Here is a 23,025-nt window from a genome sequence, read left to right on the forward strand (position 1 = left end):
TTACTCACTCTCACTTTCATTTATTGTTAATTCTTCTCTTGTAAATGCTTCTAAATTACCATTGTTCAAATGAACAGTGATTGGATATATTGAATCATCATCAATGTGGAGAATTTCCCCTTTAACTCCCACCAATTTACCGTTGGTAGTCTCATGTTTATCCGTTACGGTAACATGGTCACCCACACGCATTATACTTCTACCTCCATGATTTCTTTTGGTGTATTAAATACGAACTGTAAATCTACTACAAAGTACTGACCATACTTATTATGCTTTTCACTGATTTTCCAAGAAGTAAGGTGCATGTCTACCTTTGCTTCAGCTACAATGTCCTCTGCTTCCTTCCGAGTACCTGCGTAATGTTGCTCCTTCGTGTTCAAATCTCTTTTAGCCATAATTAATCATCCTCCAAATATTTTTATATTAGTTATTTACACGAGTTCTACGTTTACGAGTACGGGCTGGTTTTTCCTCTTCAGCAGGTGCATCCTCTGAAGAATCTTCTCCCGGTGGAGTATCATCAACAGCTTTACGCTGACGACGTTGACGCTTAGGCTTTTCTTCTTCCGTAGATTCTTCAGTATCTTTTTCCTCAACAAGTGCTTCTTCTTTTATAGTACGTGATTTTCTTTCTCGCTTCGGTTTCTCTTTAGCAGGGGGTTCTTCTTGTTTAGCAATACCTTCTTCATACTCTTCTTTAGAAACTGGATCGCAATGTCCAAAATCAATGTCATTTGGTACTTCGTCACCTTTTTTAAACATCACATAAGAATCACTTTCAGCATGGAAGAAATAACTATCTTTATCGAATACATCTGGCTCCGGATCACGTTTCTTACGCTCACGTTTTGGCTTATCTTCTTTTACTGGTGAAGATTTTTTCTTAGTTGAAGAAACTAGGTTTTTATTAGCTTCATCATAAACTTCAATTAATTCATCCATATCAAGGGTGATTTCTGATACTGGTAAATTTGGTAATCTCCCACCACTAAAAACATAACTTTTGGACTTAAATTCAATCTTTCTTTCGTCATCATCTACGACTACTCTACCAACAATATCAACCATACCTGCAACTTTTAAAGCAGCCTTGTCTTGTAAATTAGGTTTGATGGCTGTAATTTTATCTCCTGTTTTCTTAGTAACATCTTTTGTCATATCTTCATGAGATATTAGAATGATGTTTTCATAATCTAGATGAACGATTCTTTTAATAGTACTTAAATATTCAGTACGAACCATATCCCAAGCTTTAAAGCTGTTATCAGCTTCATGCTCAATTCCTAGCTTGTCATACATATAAATACGGCAAGCTTCATAAGTGTCTTCCAGAAGGTCCACAATAATTGTTTTAAAGTCATTATCCTTCTTTTCCAGTTCACTGATCGTGTCTTTAAAAATATCCCAAGCCAAAGTTGTAATCGTACGTCTACCTTCAGTAGTGACTTTGTTTGCAATACTGATATATGGGGCATCTACAAATCTGATATTTCCATCCGTATTAAGCATTAATGGGTTGGGAAACTCATTGGCAAAGGTTGTCTTCCCAGTAAATGGGGCACCGTATAACCAAAAGACCCTCTTAGTAACTTTTTCAATGTTTCTTCTTTGAGCACTAGGTAATGTCATAATCTCTTCTCCTTTATAATTAGTAATTACTTCTAAATAATCTGGTTCAAAACGTGGGTTACAAGCAAAACAATTACCACTTACATTCTTTGGATATGACTTAGCAGACTCTATTTTCTCGATGCTATTTTGGAAATAAAGTACATTCATTTCGTCATACTCAATAGGAACGAAAGAAACTTTGCTTGCTTTAACTGTTTCAACCAACCTTTTACGAAATTGCATCAGGTCTTCTGTCTTTTTTTGCTTAATACCGGTTTTCGGAACAAATAAATATCCCATCTTTTTAACGTCAAACCCATCTTGCTCCAGGTAATGCTTGTAAATATGAAGCTGACCACTATCTAAATAGTTTTTGATATGGTTTGAATACTTGAAATCAATAACCATACTCTCACCATTTGGAGCTACTAGGATTAAATCCACATAACCTCTGTAATTTGGCTTGTCGATAAAATACTCATGAATTAACTCAAATCCTACGAAATTTTGCGCTAAAAAATCTTTCGCTTTTGGTATTAAGATTTCTAGTTTCATAGACTCTTCAATGATTTTATCCGTCAAAACAGGGAAGCTGTTAAAATACTCATTTAAAGCCGTCTCAACGTTTGTTTCAATTCCCTTATGAAGTGCTGAACCAATGATTAACGGATTATCTGCATCTAACTTTGGTAGTTCTGTAAGCTTGTCAATGTATCTCAGCTTAAAATGATATGGACAATCTTCGAATAGTGAAACACGACTGTATGAGTATTGAGTCATCTAATCACCTGCCTTCCACCAGTTAGGCTTGGACATTAATTCAATTGCTTGTAACAATCTAGTTGTCTCAAAATGCCCAAAATGGCAATCTTTGATTTCTATTTCTAATCTCGTTGCTAGTGACCTGTAAAGGTTAATTCTGCTAATTCTCTTTGATTTCCAGATGGGATCAAATAAATCATGACAACATTTCTTTAATACTTTCATTTCATGTGTTGCCAATATTCCAAGTGGTGTCTTACCCTTTTTACCGCTGTGAACACCAACACTTGCTTTACATTTCCTACATAAATAACATCTGCCGTTACCATATTCTCGACCATATAATTCCTTGTTACTTGTTAGGACTACCTCATGATTACAGTACGGACAAATCTTTGGTGGCTTCATTCCTCCATCACTTCCATTAACCTAACGTTCGATTGTTCCACATGTTTGATAAATCCCTTCAAATCATTGACTGAACCCCTGTCAATCAATAATTCCTTACGCTGTATCATCAATAATGCTGACAAGATGCCCCGAGAATAGCCTTTAAATACCCATTTCTTGACGGTTTGTTTGTCCTTAGGTATAAAAACATCCTCATACCTTTCAACGGTCACATTCATACTATCGTATTCCTTGATTCGTACATTATCGATGGTAAGAATAACTCTTTTTTCAGCCATCAAAACCACCTCTCTTTCCAGGCTTCAAAATCCTTCGGCCGTAATATATAAGCCTGTCCTCCGGAATCTTTTATCTTACGAATGTTATAGAGTTGCAGCTTGGAAGCTACACCAACATCAGTTTTCAATTCAATTCCGTGGAAAGTTCCATCAATACAAGCTAGTATGTCTGGAACACCTTGTTTAGTGTATTGGGATCCTGCCCAATACTTAATGTGCCAGGCGTTATTATCTTTTAGAAACTCAATGACTTTCTTCTGAAATGCAGATTCTTTCATTTCTTCACCACCAATAACGGTTCGGGATAAATTTGTGTTACATTTTGACCTTTATTAATATGAAAAGGATGTTTTTTATTAGTAGGATATTTCTTCAGCAACTCCCTGTAACAATCCTGAATGTGTCCCTCTGCATAAACCTTACCTGTTTCTTGACCAATGAGTTTAATCATTCTTCAATTACTTTCCACTCAATATTCTCTTGGTTCATGAACTCTTCCAGTGCTTCTAGCTGTGATTCAGTAGCTGCAACCCAATATCGTTCGACAAACATTTCATCATCTTTGCTAACTGATGCAGGTGCAGAACTAAGTGGTACTTGCTCAAATTTCGGTTCATCTTTCTCAAGATCTACCTTTGCAGCAGTTTCAATTTGTGCTTTAATATCTGCAACCTCTTTATGATCTAGTAAACTTAGAAAAGGTGATTCTGGTAAATTTAGATTTTCTTTGGCATTAATTAACTGAACATGACTTTTAATTACTTCTTGGTCAGCTTCGAATTTATCTTGTGCTATCCCTAAATGTTCGGCCTTTACGGTTAAATCTTCTCTGATAGATTTCAAAGATTTACTTTTATTAAGATGTGATTCCAAAATCATCAATCTTGCAGCATACTTTTCATTAAGTCCTTCAACATGAACTAAGTGATCAATAAATCCCTCGATTTCCAAACGTTTAATTGCCTTCCGATTTTCTTCAAATTCATCTTGCTGCTCTTTTAATGGATTAATGACAGAATCAAACTTAGCAGCCAACTCTTTACACTTGTTCTCAAACTCTGTTACCGAAACGGTAAGTTCTTTCTTGGTTTTCAAACGGTAGTCATTTAAAGCTTTCTTTCCTTTGTTTAATTCAGTAATGGTTTTCTTACATGAAGCTGCATCTTTTTCTGTAAACTCTAAACCTTCATATTTGGATAGTTGTTGATCAAGTACCTCTGATAATTCATCAAAGTTAAATTCGACAACTGCAGGTGTAAGTTCAATTGTTTTAACCTGTAACTGATTCATTTAACTGACACCTCTATTTTCTTTTTAACAAGTTCAAGATATTCACTGTTAACTTCATTTTTTAGAACATAATCAGCAATGAACAACTTTGCTTTTTCTTCTGAATCAAACAGTCCTTTAATTGATTCAGAGCCTGCTTCAAGTTCAAAATCAATTACTGCCCAAACTTTCATTCTACATTTCCTCCTCTTCAAATAGTTCATCCGTATAGTCTTTAAGCATTTCCAGTACATCTTTTATGCGCCACTCAATGCTTCCAGCTGTAAGCAAGTACCAATAAAATACAGGCCTTTCCTGCCCTATCCTATGGATCCGTTTCTTGCTTTGCTCGAATAGCTCCGATTTATCGGTTAGCGTGAAGTAAACTAGCTTGTTAGCCTTTTGCAAATTAAGACCCATTGCACCTGCCTGGTACTGAATAAGTGTCACACTGTTTTCATGCTCTTCATAAGCAGTTAAATCCTTTAAGTCACCATTAACGGTACTAATCGGTTTATCAATCATTTCAACCAGTGCAGCATACTCTTTTTTAAAGTTGTAAAATATAATGATTCGGTCATTGGTGCTATCAATCAGGTCTTTGACATATGCCAATTTATTTTGGTTATAAACACCTGCCAGCTGTCGCAAATATAATTTCTTAGCAGTTGAAGTATCACCGACTAACTCTTCACCATCAATTTCAACAATGGAATGCTTAGAAAACTCGTTGTACTCTTTGGTACCTGTTATTTTTACGATATTATGATTATCTTTTGGAAGGTCAAAGACCTCTTCCGTTTTCATGAATACAGCACCATGCTGCCTTAATTTTTTCTTTAGGCGATCCACATTTTTATAACCGACAATTTTATATTGCTGATTTAATTCATCCCATTCTTGCTCCACAAACTGCTTCATAAAAAGCTTCTTACTAATCTTCCAACCTAGTAAATGAAGCTGTGACCATAACTCTTCATATTTACCACCTGTTGGTGTGCCAGATAATAAAATGACATTTTCTGCAGCAAGGTTAATAATGAATTTACTCTGCTTAGACTTTTCATTTTTAATCTTGGATGACTCGTCCAACATCATGGAAAAGTTCCTTAGTTTGAGTAGTTCCGGTCTTCTCCAAACTCTTTCATAGTTGATGATTAATACACTGTCTTCTGGAATTTTTTCTATTGGTTGCTTATCATAGATAATTACTTGATAGTCATAAAACTCTTTAAAGTGCTCTGCCCAATCATCAATTTTCGACTTTTGACAGATTACTAGATTGTAAGGAGTGTTCAGCTCCCACATTTTTTCTGAACCTACAAATGTCTTACCTAATCCCATATCAAGGTAGTAAGCAACACGGTTAAAATCATAGGTATCATTTAAAACATTGTCCTGATGTGGAAATAATTTAATTTACATCACTTCATTTCGTGCTATACTGATTTTGTAAAATACTTTTTAAAGGGCCACTTTGCCGAGTGGTCTTTTTAATCTTGTGCGCGATAACATTGAACTTGCTGATTTTCAATAAGATAAGTTTTAAGATTTATATCATTTACAACATCATTACCGAATATCCAATACACATCCCCTGGATAAATCTCTAAACCGTAAGTATCTTCAATCGGATTATCTTCTATTTCCTTAGGCAACTACCTCATCTCCTAAAAGTAATTTCTTCGGATAAGTTCACGAGCACCATTATCAATATCTTGATTTATCTTCCTGCGATTCAGAGCCTGCAAGATTTCCAACGACCTATTAATATCTGCCAGGATTTCATTTTTAGTATTGAAATCAGCTTTCTCAGCCATTTCAACTGCCTTCATGCTTGCGTTGAATAAATTTACTATTTGATCAACCATTTCTGGATAATCTTCAATTAAGTAGTGATCCTTAAGCAATTACTACACCTCCATCTCGTCCATAACTGCCAAGTACATTTGTCTAGCATGAAAATCATTTGGACCATGTGCTAACACTAAATCGTTTAGCATATTATCTAACCTTTGATACTTGAACATTTGAGCAGCACCTCGAATCTGATTAAAACGCTCTGTCCAAGACCTCATTTCACCAAAAGTCATTTTAGTTGCTCCTTTTCAACGTCTACCCACGTTTTTTATTTTTTTATTACCATTCATTAATAATGTTTTTGATAGCTTCCACTGTTGGATCATACAGCCACCAACGTTTTCTATTTTTCCTTCGCTCATGAAGCTTCACTCTTGGATCGTGTAGTATTTCATCTTCCAGATATCGAACTGACATGCAAGTTATTTCAGCGAGTTTATTGATATCCACTAAAAGTAATTGCTGCTTAATTTGCTTGCTTAATTCTTGTTCGATATATTCTTTAATTAGTTTTCGGTCAATCTCCACTTGGATTTGTGAAGGAATCATATTTATCACCTCGTTTAGATTCCCAATATCTTACGAATGTGTTTTACATGCTCTTGTGCTTTTTTCCCTGTTCTTTTTCCGTTGATAATGTCACTCACATACGGACTGGAAACACCCAATAATTCAGCTAATTTTTTTTGAGTAACACCCTGTTTGTACATTTCAGATTTAACCAAAGCCGCTAAATCACTTTGCATCTTCTGTCCTCCTTCCATATTTACTAACGTCGTAACCGTTATGGTTATGCTATAAGAATGAATAAGTTATACCGTCATTGGCTCGGTATCACAGCGCATAAGTTAATTTATAAGCTAAATTATTAGCTAAAAGTATTGACTTTAAGTATCCAATAAGATACTATTTAAACATAGCTAAATAAGACTTAATAAAGCCTGTAATAATACATTTTATCTGCTCCCCAGCGTCAAAAATTGTATTTCGTAGGTCGTATTTTTTATTGTCTTTTTCGCTAATAAAGTAGCTTATGTGAATATAATAATACAATTGGATACATACGTCAACAAATTATTATCCAATTGTATAAATTATTTTCCTGTAAGTAGTCAGAAAGGTTGATATCATGCTATTCGACAGGGTTAAAAAATTATCTGAAGAACGAGGGGAAAGTTTAAAATCAGTAGCTATAAAAGTAGGCTTTAGTGAAAATGCTTTATATAAATGGAAAACTCAAAGCCCAAAAGCAGAGGCTTTAGAAAAAGTTGCTGAATACTTCGATGTATCTGTTGATTATCTTTTAGGACGTACCGACAAAAAACGCTACTATGATCTAACAGAAAAAGATGAAAAAGAAGTAGACAAGGAACTAGAACGTATTCTTAGTAATGCAGAGAGCACTTTTGGATTTGCTGCATTTGATGGGAAAACCCCCAGCGAAACAGATAAAGAAGACTACGAAATGTATGTAGCAGCGATGAGAGATGCTATACGATTACACAAGAGATTAGCTAAGAAGAAATTCACCCCTAAGAAATATAGATAAGGGAATGATTCCGTGACAATAAAAAAGAAGGTCAATCAGTTATTTAAGAAGTATGGCACAACAGATCCATTCGAGATAGCTAAAGCAAAGGGCATACCGATCGTTTACAGACCTCTAGGTAGTTCTTATGGGTTTTTCACTAATTACTATAGGACTTTTACAATCCAAGTAAATGAAGATATACCATATAAAAAGCAACTTTATACAATCATGCATGAACTCGGTCATATTTCATTACACCCTGAGATAAATTCTGCTTTTTTGAAGGCTAATACATACTACATGACTGATAGATATGAAACAGAGGCTCATGAATTTGCCATAGAGATGTTCTACAATCAAGATGAATTGAAAAATGTAACCATTAAAGAAGCTACAGAAGAATACGGAATCCCTGAGCAGCTTCTAAATAAAAATTTTTACCCTTAGAACAGAACATTTATTCTTATTTTAAGGAGGTGATGTAAATAGTTGTCCCCGAAAACGTCTACCCACGTAATGAAAGGGATAATAGAAATGAAATTAAACAAATCGAAAAAGGATCCAGAAGTATATTATTATCACAATACGAAGAAGGAAAAACTATGGTGTTTCAGGCACCGTTACTATGATTCACTTGGAAAACGTCGAGAGAAGTCCAAACAAGGGTTTAAAACCGAAAATGAAGCTTACAGGGCTCTTTTATCAATTAGGACAACTATCCTTAATGGAGATACTAAACAAGTAGAAAACTCTAATTTAACAGTATCTGAATGGCTAGATATCTGGTATGAAACACATCAAAATGATTGGGAGATTTCTACCCTAGCTCATAGAAAACGCACCATAAATCTTCACATGAAACCACTACTTGGTAAATATAAGCTAGCTACTTTAGATAAAGCTACTTATATACGCGTATTTATCAATGCACTTTTAGAAAAATTGAGTCCTAGTACTGTGCAGCTCTACCATCAATTATTTAAAATAGCGATTAATTCAGCTGTAGACTCTGAAATACTACCGAGGAATAGATTTACTAAAGTGACAATTCCTAAGAAAAGAGAGCAAACAAAAAACTTTTTAACAGCAGAGGAATTAAGCTCATTCCTTTTAGCAGCTAAAGAGTCAGAAAGTATTACTATCTATACATTACTCATGTTACTAGCTTTCACAGGATTTCGAAAAGGTGAAGCACATGGCTTAAAATGGAAAGATGTCAATTTCAAGTTCAAAACAATAACTGTAGAACGTACTAGAGATATTGACGGAATTAGAACCCCAAAAACTAAAAAAAGTTATCGAACTATTTTAGTTGATGACGACTTGATTAACCAGTTAAAAAACTATCGTAAATGGTGTAAAGAAGTAAAATTGTCATGCGGCATCCAATATAACGAAGATGATCTGGTGTTTATTAATAAGAGTAATGCTACACCGATCTTCACAAATTCGATAAATGGCCGAATAAAAAAAATATGTGATGCTCTTGAGATTAATGAAATCTCTCCGCACGGATTGAGACATACACACGCCACAATTTCGATAGGTAATAAAACACCAGTAAATGTGATTGCTGATAGATTAGGTAATACTCCACAAATGATCTATAACGTTTATGGCCATTCATTTGAGGAATTAGAACAAGAATCTGTGGCAGCATTTAGTGAAAGTTTAAGGGCAACTGGGGGAGGTTTTGGGGGTGGTTTTTAATTCCCCCCTCCAAAACCTATATTTTACCGTGGTTTATACGGTTAATCTATGATATAACTATTAATGTATGCAAAAGGAGGGAATGCCATGTTAGTTGCAATAATTTCCATTATAATTGTTGCAGTTGTTCTATTTGTTTTATCCTACTTCATGCGTGACAAATTCGAAGAGCTGGAAACACAGCTTGAACAACTTTCGATTACGTCGATGCAGGATACATATCAAATGAAGAAACAAATAAAGATCTTAGAAGAAGAGCTTATGCCTGCAGATTTAACCCAGGATGTACATTCAAATGATGAAAAAAACAGTGTATCAAATTAACAAGTATAGAAGGAGAAAATTATGAAACATACTGTACGTGCTTTTTCAGTTGGATTATTGACGAGCGCTGTTATCCTTTTCATCATTTTTTATTTTGTCGAAGACTCTGTAAAAAGTGTGGAGGAAATCGATGTTGAGGAAATGATTGAACACGTGGAAAGTGAAGGATATGCCGTCCTTGATCAACAAGAATATATTTCATATAGCGTTCAGAAAAAACAAGAAGCAGAAAATGCAGAAACAGAAAAATCGGATTCACCTAAAAACGACACGAAGGATAATTCCTCGAAAGAAACAAAAGCTGAATCAAAACAAGAATCACAAGATAAATCAAAGAAAGAAACGTCTGATGAATCTGATGACTCAAACGAAGATTCAGATGATGAAATCAAAGAAGAAGATAATAAAGAAAATGTAGAGAAAGAACCTGAAAATAACGTTGTTCAGTACACGTTAACAATTAGCCCAGGAATGGCTTCCTCTGATATTAGTGCACTTCTAGCTGAACAAAATATTATTGACAATGCTTCAGAATTTAACAGTTATTTGGACGAGCATGAGTATAGTCTTCACGTCCAGATTGGAACATTTGAAGTATCGAATGATATGAGTTTTTACGAAATTGCAGAACGAATTGCACGATAAATAAAAATGCTGGCAGCAGGAAGTGATTCCCGTTGCCAGCATTTTTTAATTTAAGTTATAGTTTTCGCCTTTAACCAAATAAAGAATATTTTCTCCAATATTCGTTATATGATCAGCAAATCGCTCTAAATACCTTGCACAGAATGCAACTTGCATAACGTATTGAATTCTATCAGGATTTACTGCCGTTTCTCCTAATAATTCACTAACAATTGTTTTATACAAGTGATCAACCTCATCGTCCATCACCGCTAACTTTCTTGCAACTGTAATATCTTCATATTTGTAAGCTTGTATAGCAGTGTACATCATATCTTTTGTCATGTTATACATTTTTCTTATATCATTCGGAATGATCGATGCATTTTCTCCTAAATGAATCGTGGCAGTTGCAATGTTTTTAGCATTATCAGCCATTCGTTCAATATCCGTTAAAATTTTTAACGCTGTAATTACCCTTCTTAAATCGGTCGCTACTGGTTGTTGCTTTGCAATCAATAAAATCGTTTTATCGTTCATTTCAAGTTCTTTGCGATCGATTTTTTTGTCATTGGCAATTACCTGCCTCGCAAGCTCTATATCCTGACTGTATAACGCATCAACCGCATCATCTAAAGCTTGGCCTGCTGCGTTGGCCAGTTTAATAATGTCTTCATTCAATGCGTTAAGTTCACTTTGAAACTGTTCACGAGTTGTCATCCATATCCCCCATTTTTTATATTGCATTCTGCACGAATAGTGGAATGTCGTAGTCTTATTATATAGCAATAGTATTAAGATAATGTTAACCTTTTGTAATTTATATTATAAAAAAGCCTAAAATCTCACGTTATGAAATTTTAGGCAAATATTTATTCTTGTTCCTCTTCTTCTGTCTCTTCTTGTTCAGAATCCTCATCACTAGCTCTATCTCGTTCTTCTTTTAGGTCAAAGTAAGTTTCCAGTATTTGTTTACCAATTTGTTGTGGTATATTGTGATTATTCTCTGTTCCAGTAAATGGTGTAAGAATTGCAAATGCGATTTCAGGCTCGTCGAACGGTGCATAACCAATTAATGCCAAGTTTCGTGTGTCAGCAAGTTTTTGTCCATCTCTATATACAGCCGTTTCAGCAGTACCAGTTTTCCCTGCTGGATTGTATGGGGAATTACCAAAATTACTATACGCTGTTCCGTTAGGTGTCTGAAATACCTGACGGAAGCCATCTTGTACACGTTGAATATTATCATCACTCATTTGAATTCGATTTAGCACTTCTGTATTCACCGAACTGTATAATGGGCCTAATTCATCCTGGGAAGCGATTGGATCATGAACCTCTTTCAGAAAATGTGGCCGTACACGATAGCCATCGTTTGCAATCGTTGCTGTATATTGTGCTAATTGCATGGTTGTAAACGTATCGAACTGGCCAATCGCATTATACATCAACTGACCCGGCGTAACAATATTCCCTTCTAAACCGGTCGATTCATGTGGAAAATCAATGCCTGTGCTTGAGCCTAATCCAAATTGTCTATAGTAGTTACGCATTTCCTGAAAGCCCTGTCGCCAGTTATCATTAAGTGAAGGTGGAGCATTTTCCGGATACGGGTAACGGTTTTCTCCCATCATTTTTAATGCAATATACCCCATATACACGTTTGAGGACTTCTGTAATGCCGTTATATCATTAACCGTTCCGAGTCCCGTTGACCACGATCTCAGAGCTGGTGTCGCCGCAATCTTAATCGGACTATCATAAAAGCTCTGCCCTGGTGTAATTACTCCGGATTGTAAACCAGCCAACACAGTTGCTCCCTTAACAACCGACCCTGGTTCATGTGCATCTGACAAGGTTTTAAATGCAGCATCTTCGTATTCACCATTTTTCCGATCATAGTGAATTCCTGAAACAGCTAGAAGATCGCCTGTCTGAGGATCTATCACTACTGCAAGAGCATCCTCCAAATAACGATTCGTATGTGGATACTTTGTGATCGCTGTCTGCAATTCTTTTTGGACGATTTTGTCCACTTCTTCTTGGAACTCCATATCAATGGTTAGAACAAGGTCTTTTCCGCGTTCACCTTCAACAATTGTTTCCGAGCCAATAAGCGTTCCGTTTTTTGTCGTCGTGTATTGAATTTGTTCCTTCCTGCCGCGTAATAGATCCTCATATTGTTGTTCTAAACCACTTCTACCAACTCGATCATTTCTGCTGTAGCCTTTACTTAAATAATTTGCTTCTTCTTCAGCTGGTATTCCTTGCTCTTGTGTCGTTATGCTACCAAGCAGACTCGTTAATGAAGAACCATATGGATATTTTCGGTTCCAGTCTGTTGTAGCATTTATTCCTGGTAGTTTATCTAAATTCTCTGCAATTCTTGCATATTCCTCTGCAGTTACATTTTCATTTTTAACAATCTGAGGTGTTAAAGAATAAGCCTTATCCAATTCCTTCTTAATTGCTATTACTTCTAGCTCTTGTTTTGAAAAATCCTTGATTTCATCCTCGGTTATTCGTTCGAGTGTAGCTTGATATACTTCTGCATTAGACATGTCTTCTTTTTCTTCAGCTGAAAGTCGTTCATCTGCCTCCTCTTTATTTAACAAATACCAGTATTCTTTACGATTTCTTTCGGTAATCCCTTTAAGCGTCTTTTCATCATCCATCTTAATGTATTCCGCTAACGTCTCTGCAAGCTCTAGACGATCTTCTGCTTGTACTCCTTTTGGCGGTGTGTACGTTATCGAATATAATGCTTCATTATCAACGATAACATCACCATTTCGATCATATATTTTACCCCTGGGTACAGGGATTTTGGTTGTATCCAAGTTCGTCCGTTCGATTTCCTGCTGGAAGTCCTCCCCATTTAAAATCTGAACAACTCCTAGTTGCAGAATCAATACGGAAAACAATAAAAACACAACAAAAAACAACATATTAATCCGAAAGGGCAGCTGTGCTCTCTTCTTTTTTTTCTTCTTACTCATTTATTTTCCCCCAGTGAAAATAATAATTTTCTCATTAGTAAATTTGGCGATTTTAAGCCTTTAGGTAAATGTCCTGGTTGATCAAATAAGAAATTTTTATGCTATCTTATCTGATCAACAACCTTATCACTAATTTTACCATATTTAACGATTTTTTTCGTCTGTAATTTGCTCTTTTAATAAAATCTCTTTCTTTTTTGGGCTACCTAAATAAATCTTACGTACTGCAAAGTAAATCATAAAATGACCTGCACCGAAAATCGCAAGTAAAACGGGAATAACCTCCTCCGCCCGAAAGAAATATACGCCTGCAAGAAAAACGATTATTGATAGAACTCGTCCACTATTTAGAAACAATTCACGAACAACCATATATTCTACACGCATTTCTCCAGCTTTCCAAGCCTTACCGATTACATCAAAGGTAAGTGATACATACGGTACATTTATTACCGGGTACGCTATTCCAATTACAATTGCATAAATCATGAGTAAGAGATAGTTTATCTCGATAATGATAATAAAGAGGGAAAAGTAAAGAAGTATTGCTCCAACGAGTATCGCCTTTTTACGCATGGAAGGTTTAATAAATTTCGTAGCAATTAAATAAAAAACTGCAGATAGACCCGATAGAAACATGTTAAATGTTCCAAGCGCGAATTCACTTTTTGTTACTAAGAAAACCCAGATTGAAATAACAAAAGCAAAAATTCCTTCTCTTAACCCCTGAAAAAAATGTGCATGAAGAATTCTGTTCCAATTTTTATTACGATGCCTTTCCCCTAAAATTCGCTTAAAGCGAAAAACTCCTTCTGCACCTCGGCGTTTCAATAGAAAACTAATTCCAACGGCACAGGCAAATAAAGCGAAGGAAATCCCAAATATAACCGTATAACCAATATTATTGGTCATTTTAGCGATAATTGCCCCAGCTAAAAGCGGACCTGTCATTCCACCTAAAGACTGCAAAATTCCAAGAAATCCATTGAAAAAATCTCTCGTATCAGGTTCTGTTATTTCGAAGGTTAATACATTATAAGCTAGCCAATAAAAACCATAACCAATTCCCAATAAGCTACCGAGTAAGAAGTTATATTTTGAAGCTTGATCACCAATAAGAAGAACACTTAAGAAAAATACGCATAGAAAAATAACGCCCAATCTCAATACAATAATCCGATCTACCTTTTTGGCGAGCTTTCCTGCAAGTATAAAAGTAATTGGCTGAAATAGACAAATCGCTAAATTATAATTAGCAATTGTAATGTAATCCCCTGATTGTTTCCATAAGTATATATTTACAAACGTATTGGATAGAAAAATTCCCAGTGAATAGAGACCACCAATGAGCAGTAAAATCAATAAGTCACGATTGCTTTCCATTTTATTTTGAAAAAACAGGATCACCTTTTGCATAGTCGATTACTCCTTTTGCGTCTCTCTTAGTGTGAACGAAGGAGTAACAGATATACCAAAAAAACACGCGGAATTAACCGCGTGTTTTTCTTCATTTATTTTGCTTCGTTATAGTTTTTTGCTACTTCATCCCAGTTAACAACATTCCAGAATGCTGAAATGTAATCTGGACGTCTGTTTTGGTAGTTTAGATAGTATGCATGCTCCCAAACGTCTAAGCCCAATAATGGTGTTTTTCCTTCCATTAATGGAGAATCTTGGTTTGGAGTGCTAGTGATTTCTAATTCACCATTATTTAATACGAGCCATGCCCAGCCTGAACCAAAACGTCCTGCTGCAGCTGCTGCAAATTGTTCTTTAAATGCATCTAGCCCACCAAATTTAGCGTTGATTTTATCTGCAAGCTCGCCAGTTGGCTCGCCCCCGCCATTTGATGAAAGAAGCTTCCAGAACAAGCTATGGTTAGCATGTCCTCCACCATTATTACGTACTGCAGTACGAATGTTCTCAGGAACTGCATTTAAATCACTGATAAGTGCTTCAACTGATTTTCCTTGAAGATCTGTTTGTCCTTCTAGTGCTTCATTTAATTTGGTAACATACGTGTTGTGGTGCTTCGTATGATGAATATTCATTGTCTCTTTGTCGATAGTTGGTTCCAATGCATCGTATGCATAAGGTAACTCAGGTAGTTCAAATTTTGCCATAATTTTTTCCTCCTTAAATGAATCCAAGTTATTAAGGTTTGTCGAACCTTTAATTAAAAGGTTATCAGAGCTTTGCTATTCATGCAAATTTTTTGCCTTATAAAATACAAGAATCTTATCATTTTTTGGTAGATTAAATTATTTAATTTATGCAAAAGAAAAAACAAGCAATATGCTTGTTTGGAAAGTGGCTCGGGACGGAATCGAACCGCCGACACACGGATTTTCAGTCCGTTGCTCTACCGACTGAGCTACCGAGCCGTTATGTAATTATAAAATCTAGTCTGCTTATAAAATACTAAATGGAGGAGGTAGAGGGATTCGAACCCCCGCGCGGTTTGACCCGCCTGTCGGTTTTCAAGACCGATCCCTTCAGCCGGACTTGGGTATACCTCCGTATTTTTTTGGTGGACCCTGCAGGACTCGAACCTGCGACCGATCGGTTATGAGCCGATAGCTCTAACCAACTGAGCTAAGGGTCCTGGAAATTTGTTAAATAATGGGGCGACCGGTGGGGATTGAACCCACGTATGCCGGAGCCACAATCCGGTGCGTTAACCACTTCGCCACGACCGCCATTATGTAATTAATTATGTATGGTAGCGGCGGAGGGGATCGAACCCACGACCTCACGGGTATGAACCGTACGCTCTCGCCAGCTGAGCTACGCCGCCACTTGGCTCCACAGGTAGGATTCGAACCTACGACCGATCGGTTAACAGCCGATAGCTCTACCACTGAGCTACTGTGGAATAGTTAGAAAACATGTCTGAAATTTTTATTTCTATTTGTAATTTTAACTTTTTAGTAATTATTACTTCTTATAGGTTATTAGCGACAAAATATAATTTACCATGTTTTAGATTTGCTGTCAATACTTTTTTGCACAACACAAAACTTTATAATCAAACGCAAAATTTTTATGTACTTGTCTTTTCTGCGACTGCGAGATTTATAATATCACGTTCTAAAATTTATTTCAACACATAAATGGATAAATTGTTGTTTTTTGTAGAAAATTTTAATTTTATATAATAAAAAAGGAGGTCTCCCCCCTTTTATTTACTCACCTAAAACTTCTTCGGCAATATTAACTGCATGATCACCAATTCGTTCCAAGTTACTGATAATATCTACAAAAACGATACCAGCTGACCCACTGCATAATCCTTCATTCATACGAATGATATGCTTTTTGCGGAATTGGCGTTCCATTTTGTCGATTTTATCTTCTTTTTGGATAACTTCTAATGCCGCTTCACGATCCATTTTATCAAGTGATTCTACTGCTTGCTTAACCGTTAAGAGTGTTAAATCAAACATCGTATTTAAATCTTCCAGTGCTTGCTCTGTTAAGTTAACCTTATTCGATATTTTATAATCAATTAACTCAATAATATTCTCATAATGATCGCCAATTCTTTCAATATCACGAACTGAATTCATTAATGAAGTGTGCTTTACACTTTCCGCATCAGATAATGATCCAGCTGCAATATTAACGAGATAATCCGTTATTTTACGGTCTAAGTTATTTAGTGCGCCTTCAACCTGCATCGCCATTTCCGAATGTTTTTGGTTTTGTGTGGTAACGTACAGATTCGTTTCCTCTAAGCCTTGATGTGCATATTCACCCATCCGAATAATTTCTGCTTTTGCTTGATCCAATGCTAGTGTTGATGACTGTTGAATAAAAATAGGATCTAGGTGTTTTGGATTATATTCGATAATTGTATCCTCACCTGGAATAATTTTTGTTACAATCCATGCTAAGGCACCTATAAACCAAACTTGAATCAACGTATTAATAATATTAAAACTACCGTGCGCAAAGGCGATAGTCATTTCAGGATTTAAATTTAAGCTCGCCTGTAAATAGCCGACATAACTTGTAAATAATCCTAGGAATATAAGGAAAATGATTGTTCCTACAAGATTAAAAATAACATGTGTTAATGCAGCTCTTTTAGCTGTAATACTTGTACCTATTGCGGCCAAGACTGCTGTTATTGTTGTACCAATATTATCTCCGAATAATACTGGAATAGCTGCTTCTAATGCTATCGCACCTTCTGAGAATAGTCCCTGAAGGATACCAATCGTTGCGCTTGAACTCTGTACAATTAATGTAAATACTGTACCAACAACTACTCCTAATACTGGGCTTGCAGCCATACTTACTGTTAATTCATGAAATGCCTCAAGAGAACGCAATGGAGACATTCCACTACTCATTAATTCTAAACCGAAAAATAATGCTCCGAAACCAAAAATAGTTTGTCCAACTGCGGTAACCTTTTGATTTTTAAAGAAGAATAAAATTAATGCACCAATTGCAAGAATTGGTAAAGCGTATTCGCCAATATCAAGCCCGATAACAAACGCGGTTATTGTCGTACCAATATTAGCACCCATAATAACTCCAATTGCTTGTCTTAGCGTCATAAATCCAGCATTAACTAAACCAACCGTGAGTACAGTTGTTCCTGAACTACTCTGAATCAAACATGTTACGATAATCCCTGCTAAAACGCCTAGAAATGGGTTGGTGGTAAACCGGTCTAATATATTGCGCAGACGGTCGCCTGCTGACTTTTGAAGCCCGTCTCCCATAAATTTTATACCGAGTAAGAATATTCCTAAACCACCAATAAACTCGAATAATAACGTTTGTAAATCGATATCCACTATTGCTTTCATCCCTTCATTCTATGTTGAATCTTGTCGCTTGCGCCTCTCCCATTATTAATGATTTGTTAACCATTTGTAAAGGTTTAAGTTGAATAATTTACATTAAATTTACATAAAGATTTTTCTTCTATTTAGTAACTACCCTTAACATAGGTTTTTCATTCTTTTTTTCTCAAAAAAAGACAATTTCCTAGTACTAGGAAATTGTCTTTTAGAACATCTATGATATTTTTTCAACTAATATTTTTGTCCCATCTACTTGTGTAACCTTTACTTTACTATTCTTCGGAATCCATTGTCCGTCAGATACCGCACTATAATCTTTTTTGTTTATTTTTACAGTTCCAACAGGTCTCAGATCGTTTAACGTAATTCCTTCTTTACCAACTAACTGCTCATATTCCATATTCATAGAGTTATAGCCCGCTTCTTTTGTTAACTGGTCTTTCAAAGCAAGCTTTGTCCACATCTCTCTACGTTTAAATACTTTTAAGAAGAAGAAGGAAGCACCAGTGCCTAATAATACCCCTAAAACAGCGTATAATCCCGAAGTAAGATTATCTGCAGCCAAAGCAACAGACGTTAGCATACTTGCAAGACCTATAGTTGCAAGTGTTCCATCATTCAGTAGCTTGCCATCAATTATAATAAGTAATAATCCTACAAAATATATAATAAGCATAAGAATAAAAGAACTACTTCCAACGTAAGCTGCAAAGTATACGGTAATAAATCCAATACCTAGCAGTCCAAAAAAACCTCGCATATTAACTAAAACTTCACCAATTAGAAAAAGTGTAGCTAAAAATGTTATAACAAATCCTATCCATTGGAGATCAAAGATATCCATTTTATTTCCCCCTCTCTAATTTAATCATACGTATGGAATTGTAAATGGTTTCACCCAAAAGGAGAATTTTTATGTATACACTAAAAAAGCTTACACTCTATACACTCATTATATTGCTGATTATAAGTATTTTTCAAGACTTAATGGTTAGCAACAGCAGGAATGTTGAACATGACGCTGAACAAATAAAGATTTCCTCCAGTAATGAATATACAATTGCACATGTAAAAGTTCTACCTGGAGATACCATATTTTCAATTGTTGAATCGCTGAATGCAGATAGCATTTCAATGTTTCATTCAGAGGATATAATCAAGCATTTTAAAGAATTAAACCCAACAACAGACCCACACAAACTAAAACCTGATACATTTTACTATTTTCCCTTATACCAATGAATCATTATATGAAGTCCTGTTAAACCATGACCGTTATCAAAAACTAAAACGTTGCTCTAACCATTCCGAGTGAGCGGAGGGCGGTTATTAATCGAAAAAAAACAATTTTATTCGTGCAATATAAAAGCTGACGAAACATTCCTTGTCCTGTGGGAACAGCACGTGTTTCGAAATCTCACCGGCTCTTCTTTCGGTGAGGCTGAATCCGTGCACTGAGGCGCGCATCCGAAGCGAACCGGACGGCAATAGTTGCTCATACTAAGCAATTAGGTTAATTCGCAGTTAAAAGGATTATTTATTGGTAGTAATGTTAATTTCTGTAAATAAGAATCAAGGTAATAAAAAGAGGCTGAAGAAATCAGCCTCATACGTTTTGTTAAAAGAATGGTAATATAAAAAGTGTTATTAAAATGGATATTGCTCCAGCTGCAATTGCTATATTTCCTAGTGTATCTGCGCCACGACTTCTGGATACAAAACCGAAGATTATTCCAGCGACTCCAAGAACCACTGGCCACATAAAGAAGGATATTACAGAAAGTGCTATACCAATCCATCCGTAAACAGTTGTTGCACCTTCATGACTACGGTCATCAGATTGCAGTTCGTAATCATCTGCTGTAAATTCGGCAGCAAATTCCTCATTCCTTAAACTATCTGACTCAATCCCGATAAAATCCTGGTCTTCGGTATGTTCTCCGTGATTTGGAGCTGGTGTCGTTTTATCTGTACGTCTGTTCATTTCGTCCATATCTTCAAGACCTCCTTATCCATTAATGAGGTGCAATTATAGTTTATGGAAAGAATCAATTTATAAAGGTGTTATTTATTGGCAGATAAGAAAATATAACACTTTTTTATCTGTTAAGTGCCATTGTGCTATCCGCCCAAAAGCTTGTACTTTAGAGTATCAAGGACTTCTAAGTAAAGCAAAGACGCGCCTTCTAAGAGGTTAAATGATTAAATTTGAATTCACCAATTGAACAACTGGGCATAGAATAAGGTGTAATTATGAGGAGGATGAATGCATGTCAATATTTATTAAGGAAATGATAAAAAACAAACTAAAGAACCTTTCAGCTGAAGAGCTTCTACACTACAGTAAACAGTATGGTTTCCAATTAACTGAAAAGCAAGCACAGCAAATCGCCATGTACTTACGTAAGAATACACGTGACCCATTTAATCAAAAAGCACGTCAAGAAATGTTTAAACATTTAGCAACAATAACTGATGAACAAACGGCTACTAAAGCAGAGCAATTATTGTATACATTAGTTCAATCCTATGGCTTAGAACATTTATTTCAATAATAAAGGAATAGCGCAGGCGCTATTCCTTTATTATGAATTCATAATTTTCTCTTTTAAATCCTCTACAAACGATCCGTTGCGAATCATATCAATTTCCAGCTTATATGGAGCTTTTTTATCCTTTTTATCTGTTCCTACATACGGTGTTTCAAGAATTTTTGGTAATGCGGTTAACTGTGGATGGTGAACAACATAATGTAATGCTTCGAAACCAATATGTCCAAAACCAATATTTTCATGTCGATCTTTATGAGCGCCGCGTTCATTTTTACTGTCATTTACATGAACAACTTTAATCCGGTCCACTCCAATAATTTTATCAAATTCATTCAGGACACCATCAAAATCGTTAACAACGTCATAACCTGCATCGTGAATATGGCATGTATCCATACAGATAGAAAGATTTTCATTATGTGTGACACCATCAATTATTTTTGCTAGTTCATCAAATGTACGACCTACTTCTGAGCCTTTTCCAGCCATAGTTTCTAATGCAATTTGGACTGTGCTATCTTTTTCAAGCACTTCATTTAGCCCTTCAATAATCTTTTTTATTCCAACTTCCGACCCCTCACCAACATGGGCACCAGGGTGGAGCACAATTTGACTTGCTCCGATAGCTGCAGTGCGGTCAATTTCATTACGCAGGAAATTGACACCAAGTTCAAATGTAGCAGGTTTTATCGCATTTCCAATATTAATAATATATGGTGCGTGTACAACGATATCCGACATACCATGCTGCTCCATATGTTCACGACCCGCCATTATATTTAATTCATCAATTGGCTTTCTTCTCGTGTTTTGTGGTGCACCGGTATAAATCATAAAAGTATTTGCTCCATATGCTAAAGCTTCTTCACTTGAACCTAACAACATTTTTTTTCCGCTCATTGATACATGTGATCCAATTTTTAACACTTGTTGCACCTCTCCCTATTTCTATAAAATCTATTTCTTATATTTAGTACGCTTTGATAATTGACGTTTAATGGACTCTTGCTGTTTTTTCATTTTTTTCTTATAGCCCGGCTTTACCTTTTTCGCTTTACGAACCTGTTTCCAAGCCTCTTTTTCAATATTCGTGGTTGTTTTTGTGCGTAAGTGCCGTTCGTTCCAGGACTTTGCTTCTTTCCATTCTCCATTTTTCACTTCCATATAGGTGAAGGTTAGTCCTTTTTGTTCGAGTTTTTCAACTAATGGCAAATCCGCTTCATCATAGATGCTGATTGCTGTACCTTCCATTCCAGCTCTTGCAGTTCGGCCAACGCGATGAATATAAAACTCCTCTTCCTTTGGTATTTGAGCGTTAATGACGTGACTGACTCCTTTAATATCAATTCCTCTGGCTGCCAAGTCTGTTGCAACGACATATTGATAGCGTAAATTTTGAATATCCTTCAGGACACGTTTTCGCTCTCTGGGTGTTAGCCCACCATGAATTAAGCCAACGTCTAACCCTCTTTCCTGTAATGAATCAGCTAGTTCGTTTGCTTGTTTTTTTCCATTTGTAAAAACAATTGCCAAATATGGCTGGATTGCTTCTGATATATCATAAATAATATCTGCTTCATTACGATGTTTACGCGCAATTAATCGATGCTCCATCGTTTCCGGCGAGAAATGCTCATCTATTTTCACATATAACGGATTTTCCAAATACTTTTTGAAAAAATGCTGTAAACGTTGTGGAATTGTCGCTGAAAATACCATTAATTGAATATCTTTTTGCGACCGGATTAGTAATTGATCCACGTCTTCAATGAAACCAAGGTCCAGCATTAGATCTGCTTCATCAATTACGAAAGAAGTCGCTGAATAAATTGAAATCGCCTCATCCTTAACAAGGTCGAGAATTCTACCTGGTGTGCCGACAATTATATGTGGTGGTGTTTTTAATTTCTCCGCCATTTTTTGTTTATCAGTTCCACCTACTAATAGCTTCGCAACCCATGTGCCTTCTTTTTCCGCAAAGTCAATAATTGTTCTTACTTCGTTGTAAATTTGTGTTGCTAGTTCTCGTGTAGGAGCTGTTATCACAAATTGAACTTCTCGTTTATTCGTATTAATTCGATTAAAAAGTGGAAGTAAATAGGCATGTGTCTTCCCAGATCCAGTGCGCGATTGGCCAATTACACTTTCTCCTTTTAGAATTGCAGGTATTACTTTGCTTTGTATTTCTGTTGGTTGGTTAAATCTCAGCTTCTCAATAGCATGATTTAATGGAGGCTCGAAAGCGAAAGGGTCAAAGTTATTTTTTTTCAT

The 23,025-nt window shown here is 35.9% G+C and carries 31 protein-coding genes and 6 tRNA genes; 7 read left to right on the plus strand and 30 right to left on the minus strand.

Annotated features, from left to right (window positions below):
* The 15 genes from NYE61_RS02890 to NYE61_RS02960 all read right to left on the minus strand — a co-directional run bounded on the left by NYE61_RS02890 (position 1) and on the right by NYE61_RS02960 (position 6,940).
* Entirely contained in the window at positions 1-192 is a 192-nt protein-coding gene (locus tag NYE61_RS02890; protein ID WP_303447220.1) for a hypothetical protein, read from the minus strand.
* A complete protein-coding gene (locus NYE61_RS02895; RefSeq protein WP_303447221.1) occupies positions 192-398 on the minus strand; it encodes a hypothetical protein in 207 nt (68 codons plus the stop codon). Before NYE61_RS02895 ends, NYE61_RS02890 begins: the two co-directional genes overlap by 1 nt.
* 28 nt (positions 399-426) lie before the next feature.
* Positions 427-2,394 (minus strand): AAA family ATPase, encoded by a 1,968-nt coding sequence (locus NYE61_RS02900; RefSeq protein WP_303447222.1) that lies wholly within the window; start codon positions 2,392-2,394, stop codon positions 427-429.
* Positions 2,395-2,784 (minus strand): zinc-finger-containing protein, encoded by a 390-nt coding sequence (locus tag NYE61_RS02905; protein WP_303447223.1) that lies wholly within the window; start codon positions 2,782-2,784, stop codon positions 2,395-2,397. It lies immediately after the preceding gene.
* A complete protein-coding gene (locus NYE61_RS02910; RefSeq protein ID WP_303447224.1) occupies positions 2,781-3,065 on the minus strand; it encodes a hypothetical protein in 285 nt (94 codons plus the stop codon). Before NYE61_RS02910 ends, NYE61_RS02905 begins: the two co-directional genes overlap by 4 nt.
* Positions 3,065-3,343, minus strand: a complete 279-nt coding sequence (locus NYE61_RS02915; RefSeq protein ID WP_303447226.1) for a VRR-NUC domain-containing protein — start codon at positions 3,341-3,343, stop codon at positions 3,065-3,067. The genes NYE61_RS02910 and NYE61_RS02915 overlap by 1 nt, the downstream gene beginning before the upstream one ends.
* Positions 3,340-3,516: a hypothetical protein gene (locus NYE61_RS02920; RefSeq protein ID WP_303447227.1), complete on the minus strand. Its 177-nt coding sequence runs from the start codon at positions 3,514-3,516 to the stop codon at positions 3,340-3,342. Before NYE61_RS02920 ends, NYE61_RS02915 begins: the two co-directional genes overlap by 4 nt.
* On the minus strand, positions 3,513-4,355 hold the full coding sequence (locus NYE61_RS02925) for a DUF1351 domain-containing protein (protein WP_303447229.1): 843 nt from the start codon (positions 4,353-4,355) through the stop codon (positions 3,513-3,515). Before NYE61_RS02925 ends, NYE61_RS02920 begins: the two co-directional genes overlap by 4 nt.
* Positions 4,352-4,528 (minus strand): hypothetical protein, encoded by a 177-nt coding sequence (locus NYE61_RS02930; protein WP_303447230.1) that lies wholly within the window; start codon positions 4,526-4,528, stop codon positions 4,352-4,354. Before NYE61_RS02930 ends, NYE61_RS02925 begins: the two co-directional genes overlap by 4 nt.
* Position 4,529: 1 nt before the next feature.
* Positions 4,530-5,753 (minus strand): SNF2-related protein, encoded by a 1,224-nt coding sequence (locus NYE61_RS02935; RefSeq protein WP_303447455.1) that lies wholly within the window; start codon positions 5,751-5,753, stop codon positions 4,530-4,532.
* Between the two features lie 74 nt (positions 5,754-5,827).
* A complete protein-coding gene (locus tag NYE61_RS02940) occupies positions 5,828-5,992 on the minus strand; it encodes a hypothetical protein (RefSeq protein ID WP_303447231.1) in 165 nt (54 codons plus the stop codon).
* Between the two features lie 12 nt (positions 5,993-6,004).
* On the minus strand, positions 6,005-6,244 hold the full coding sequence (locus NYE61_RS02945; protein WP_303447232.1) for a hypothetical protein: 240 nt from the start codon (positions 6,242-6,244) through the stop codon (positions 6,005-6,007).
* A 3-nt stretch (positions 6,245-6,247) separates the two neighbouring features.
* Positions 6,248-6,427, minus strand: coding sequence for a hypothetical protein (locus NYE61_RS02950; RefSeq protein WP_303447233.1), 180 nt, complete (start codon positions 6,425-6,427; stop codon positions 6,248-6,250).
* Positions 6,428-6,473: 46 nt separating this feature from the next.
* Positions 6,474-6,743, minus strand: a complete 270-nt coding sequence (locus NYE61_RS02955) for a hypothetical protein (protein ID WP_303447234.1) — start codon at positions 6,741-6,743, stop codon at positions 6,474-6,476.
* A gap of 14 nt (positions 6,744-6,757) precedes the next feature.
* Positions 6,758-6,940 (minus strand): helix-turn-helix domain-containing protein, encoded by a 183-nt coding sequence (locus NYE61_RS02960; protein ID WP_303447235.1) that lies wholly within the window; start codon positions 6,938-6,940, stop codon positions 6,758-6,760.
* A 383-nt stretch (positions 6,941-7,323) separates the two neighbouring features.
* Here NYE61_RS02960 and NYE61_RS02965 point away from each other — a divergent pair, with 383 nt between their 5' ends.
* The 5 genes from NYE61_RS02965 to NYE61_RS02985 all read left to right on the plus strand — a co-directional run bounded on the left by NYE61_RS02965 (position 7,324) and on the right by NYE61_RS02985 (position 10,404).
* Positions 7,324-7,743, plus strand: coding sequence for a helix-turn-helix transcriptional regulator (locus NYE61_RS02965; RefSeq protein WP_303447236.1), 420 nt, complete (start codon positions 7,324-7,326; stop codon positions 7,741-7,743).
* A gap of 12 nt (positions 7,744-7,755) precedes the next feature.
* The gene (locus tag NYE61_RS02970; RefSeq protein ID WP_303447237.1) at positions 7,756-8,172 is read left to right on the plus strand and encodes an ImmA/IrrE family metallo-endopeptidase; all 417 of its coding nucleotides are present in this window, start codon (positions 7,756-7,758) and stop codon (positions 8,170-8,172) included.
* 87 nt (positions 8,173-8,259) lie between these two features.
* Positions 8,260-9,435, plus strand: coding sequence for a tyrosine-type recombinase/integrase (locus tag NYE61_RS02975; protein ID WP_339316811.1), 1,176 nt, complete (start codon positions 8,260-8,262; stop codon positions 9,433-9,435).
* Between the two features lie 87 nt (positions 9,436-9,522).
* The gene (locus tag NYE61_RS02980) at positions 9,523-9,759 is read left to right on the plus strand and encodes a hypothetical protein (RefSeq protein WP_095307008.1); all 237 of its coding nucleotides are present in this window, start codon (positions 9,523-9,525) and stop codon (positions 9,757-9,759) included.
* 21 nt (positions 9,760-9,780) lie between these two features.
* Entirely contained in the window at positions 9,781-10,404 is a 624-nt protein-coding gene (locus NYE61_RS02985; protein WP_303447239.1) for a hypothetical protein, read from the plus strand.
* 45 nt (positions 10,405-10,449) lie between these two features.
* Here NYE61_RS02985 and phoU read toward each other — a convergent pair whose 3' ends face one another.
* The 12 genes from phoU to NYE61_RS03045 form a co-directional block, all read right to left on the minus strand.
* Entirely contained in the window at positions 10,450-11,103 is a 654-nt protein-coding gene (gene phoU / locus NYE61_RS02990) for a phosphate signaling complex protein PhoU (protein ID WP_095307010.1), read from the minus strand.
* A 152-nt stretch (positions 11,104-11,255) separates the two neighbouring features.
* Complete coding sequence (locus tag NYE61_RS02995) at positions 11,256-13,382, minus strand: penicillin-binding protein 2 (protein ID WP_303447240.1); 2,127 nt, start codon at positions 13,380-13,382, stop codon at positions 11,256-11,258.
* 144 nt (positions 13,383-13,526) lie between these two features.
* Positions 13,527-14,798 (minus strand): MFS transporter, encoded by a 1,272-nt coding sequence (locus tag NYE61_RS03000; protein WP_095307013.1) that lies wholly within the window; start codon positions 14,796-14,798, stop codon positions 13,527-13,529.
* A 95-nt stretch (positions 14,799-14,893) separates the two neighbouring features.
* The gene (gene sodA / locus NYE61_RS03005; RefSeq protein ID WP_095307014.1) at positions 14,894-15,505 is read right to left on the minus strand and encodes a superoxide dismutase SodA; all 612 of its coding nucleotides are present in this window, start codon (positions 15,503-15,505) and stop codon (positions 14,894-14,896) included.
* 188 nt (positions 15,506-15,693) lie between these two features.
* Positions 15,694-15,766 (minus strand) — tRNA-Phe (locus tag NYE61_RS03010).
* 42 nt (positions 15,767-15,808) lie between these two features.
* Positions 15,809-15,901: transfer RNA gene (locus NYE61_RS03015), tRNA-Ser, on the minus strand.
* A gap of 9 nt (positions 15,902-15,910) precedes the next feature.
* A tRNA-Ile gene (locus tag NYE61_RS03020) sits at positions 15,911-15,987 on the minus strand.
* A gap of 18 nt (positions 15,988-16,005) precedes the next feature.
* Positions 16,006-16,081 (minus strand) — tRNA-His (locus NYE61_RS03025).
* Between the two features lie 21 nt (positions 16,082-16,102).
* Positions 16,103-16,179, minus strand: a tRNA-Met gene (locus NYE61_RS03030).
* A 3-nt stretch (positions 16,180-16,182) separates the two neighbouring features.
* Positions 16,183-16,257, minus strand: a tRNA-Asn gene (locus NYE61_RS03035).
* Positions 16,258-16,567: 310 nt separating this feature from the next.
* Positions 16,568-18,193 carry a Na/Pi cotransporter family protein gene (locus NYE61_RS03040; RefSeq protein ID WP_095307015.1) on the minus strand — a complete coding sequence of 542 codons (1,626 nt, stop codon included), beginning with the start codon at positions 18,191-18,193 and terminating at the stop codon, positions 16,568-16,570.
* 223 nt (positions 18,194-18,416) lie between these two features.
* Positions 18,417-19,046, minus strand: a complete 630-nt coding sequence (locus NYE61_RS03045) for an NfeD family protein (protein ID WP_095307016.1) — start codon at positions 19,044-19,046, stop codon at positions 18,417-18,419.
* A gap of 71 nt (positions 19,047-19,117) precedes the next feature.
* Between NYE61_RS03045 and NYE61_RS03050 the strand changes: the two genes are divergently transcribed.
* Complete coding sequence (locus tag NYE61_RS03050; RefSeq protein WP_095307017.1) at positions 19,118-19,444, plus strand: hypothetical protein; 327 nt, start codon at positions 19,118-19,120, stop codon at positions 19,442-19,444.
* A gap of 376 nt (positions 19,445-19,820) precedes the next feature.
* On the opposite strand, the gene NYE61_RS03055 is transcribed toward NYE61_RS03050, so the two are convergent.
* Positions 19,821-20,195 (minus strand): hypothetical protein, encoded by a 375-nt coding sequence (locus NYE61_RS03055; protein ID WP_095307018.1) that lies wholly within the window; start codon positions 20,193-20,195, stop codon positions 19,821-19,823.
* Between the two features lie 277 nt (positions 20,196-20,472).
* Between NYE61_RS03055 and NYE61_RS03060 the strand changes: the two genes are divergently transcribed.
* Positions 20,473-20,757 (plus strand): DUF2624 domain-containing protein, encoded by a 285-nt coding sequence (locus NYE61_RS03060; RefSeq protein ID WP_303447241.1) that lies wholly within the window; start codon positions 20,473-20,475, stop codon positions 20,755-20,757.
* A 30-nt stretch (positions 20,758-20,787) separates the two neighbouring features.
* On the opposite strand, the gene NYE61_RS03065 is transcribed toward NYE61_RS03060, so the two are convergent.
* Positions 20,788-21,681, minus strand: a complete 894-nt coding sequence (locus NYE61_RS03065; RefSeq protein ID WP_118889135.1) for a deoxyribonuclease IV — start codon at positions 21,679-21,681, stop codon at positions 20,788-20,790.
* A 30-nt stretch (positions 21,682-21,711) separates the two neighbouring features.
* Complete coding sequence (locus tag NYE61_RS03070; protein ID WP_118889134.1) at positions 21,712-23,025, minus strand: DEAD/DEAH box helicase; 1,314 nt, start codon at positions 23,023-23,025, stop codon at positions 21,712-21,714.

The sequence above is a fragment of the Oceanobacillus sp. FSL W7-1304 genome, from assembly GCF_037969805.1.
In the GTDB taxonomy this organism is placed as follows: domain Bacteria; phylum Bacillota; class Bacilli; order Bacillales; family Amphibacillaceae; genus Oceanobacillus; species Oceanobacillus profundus.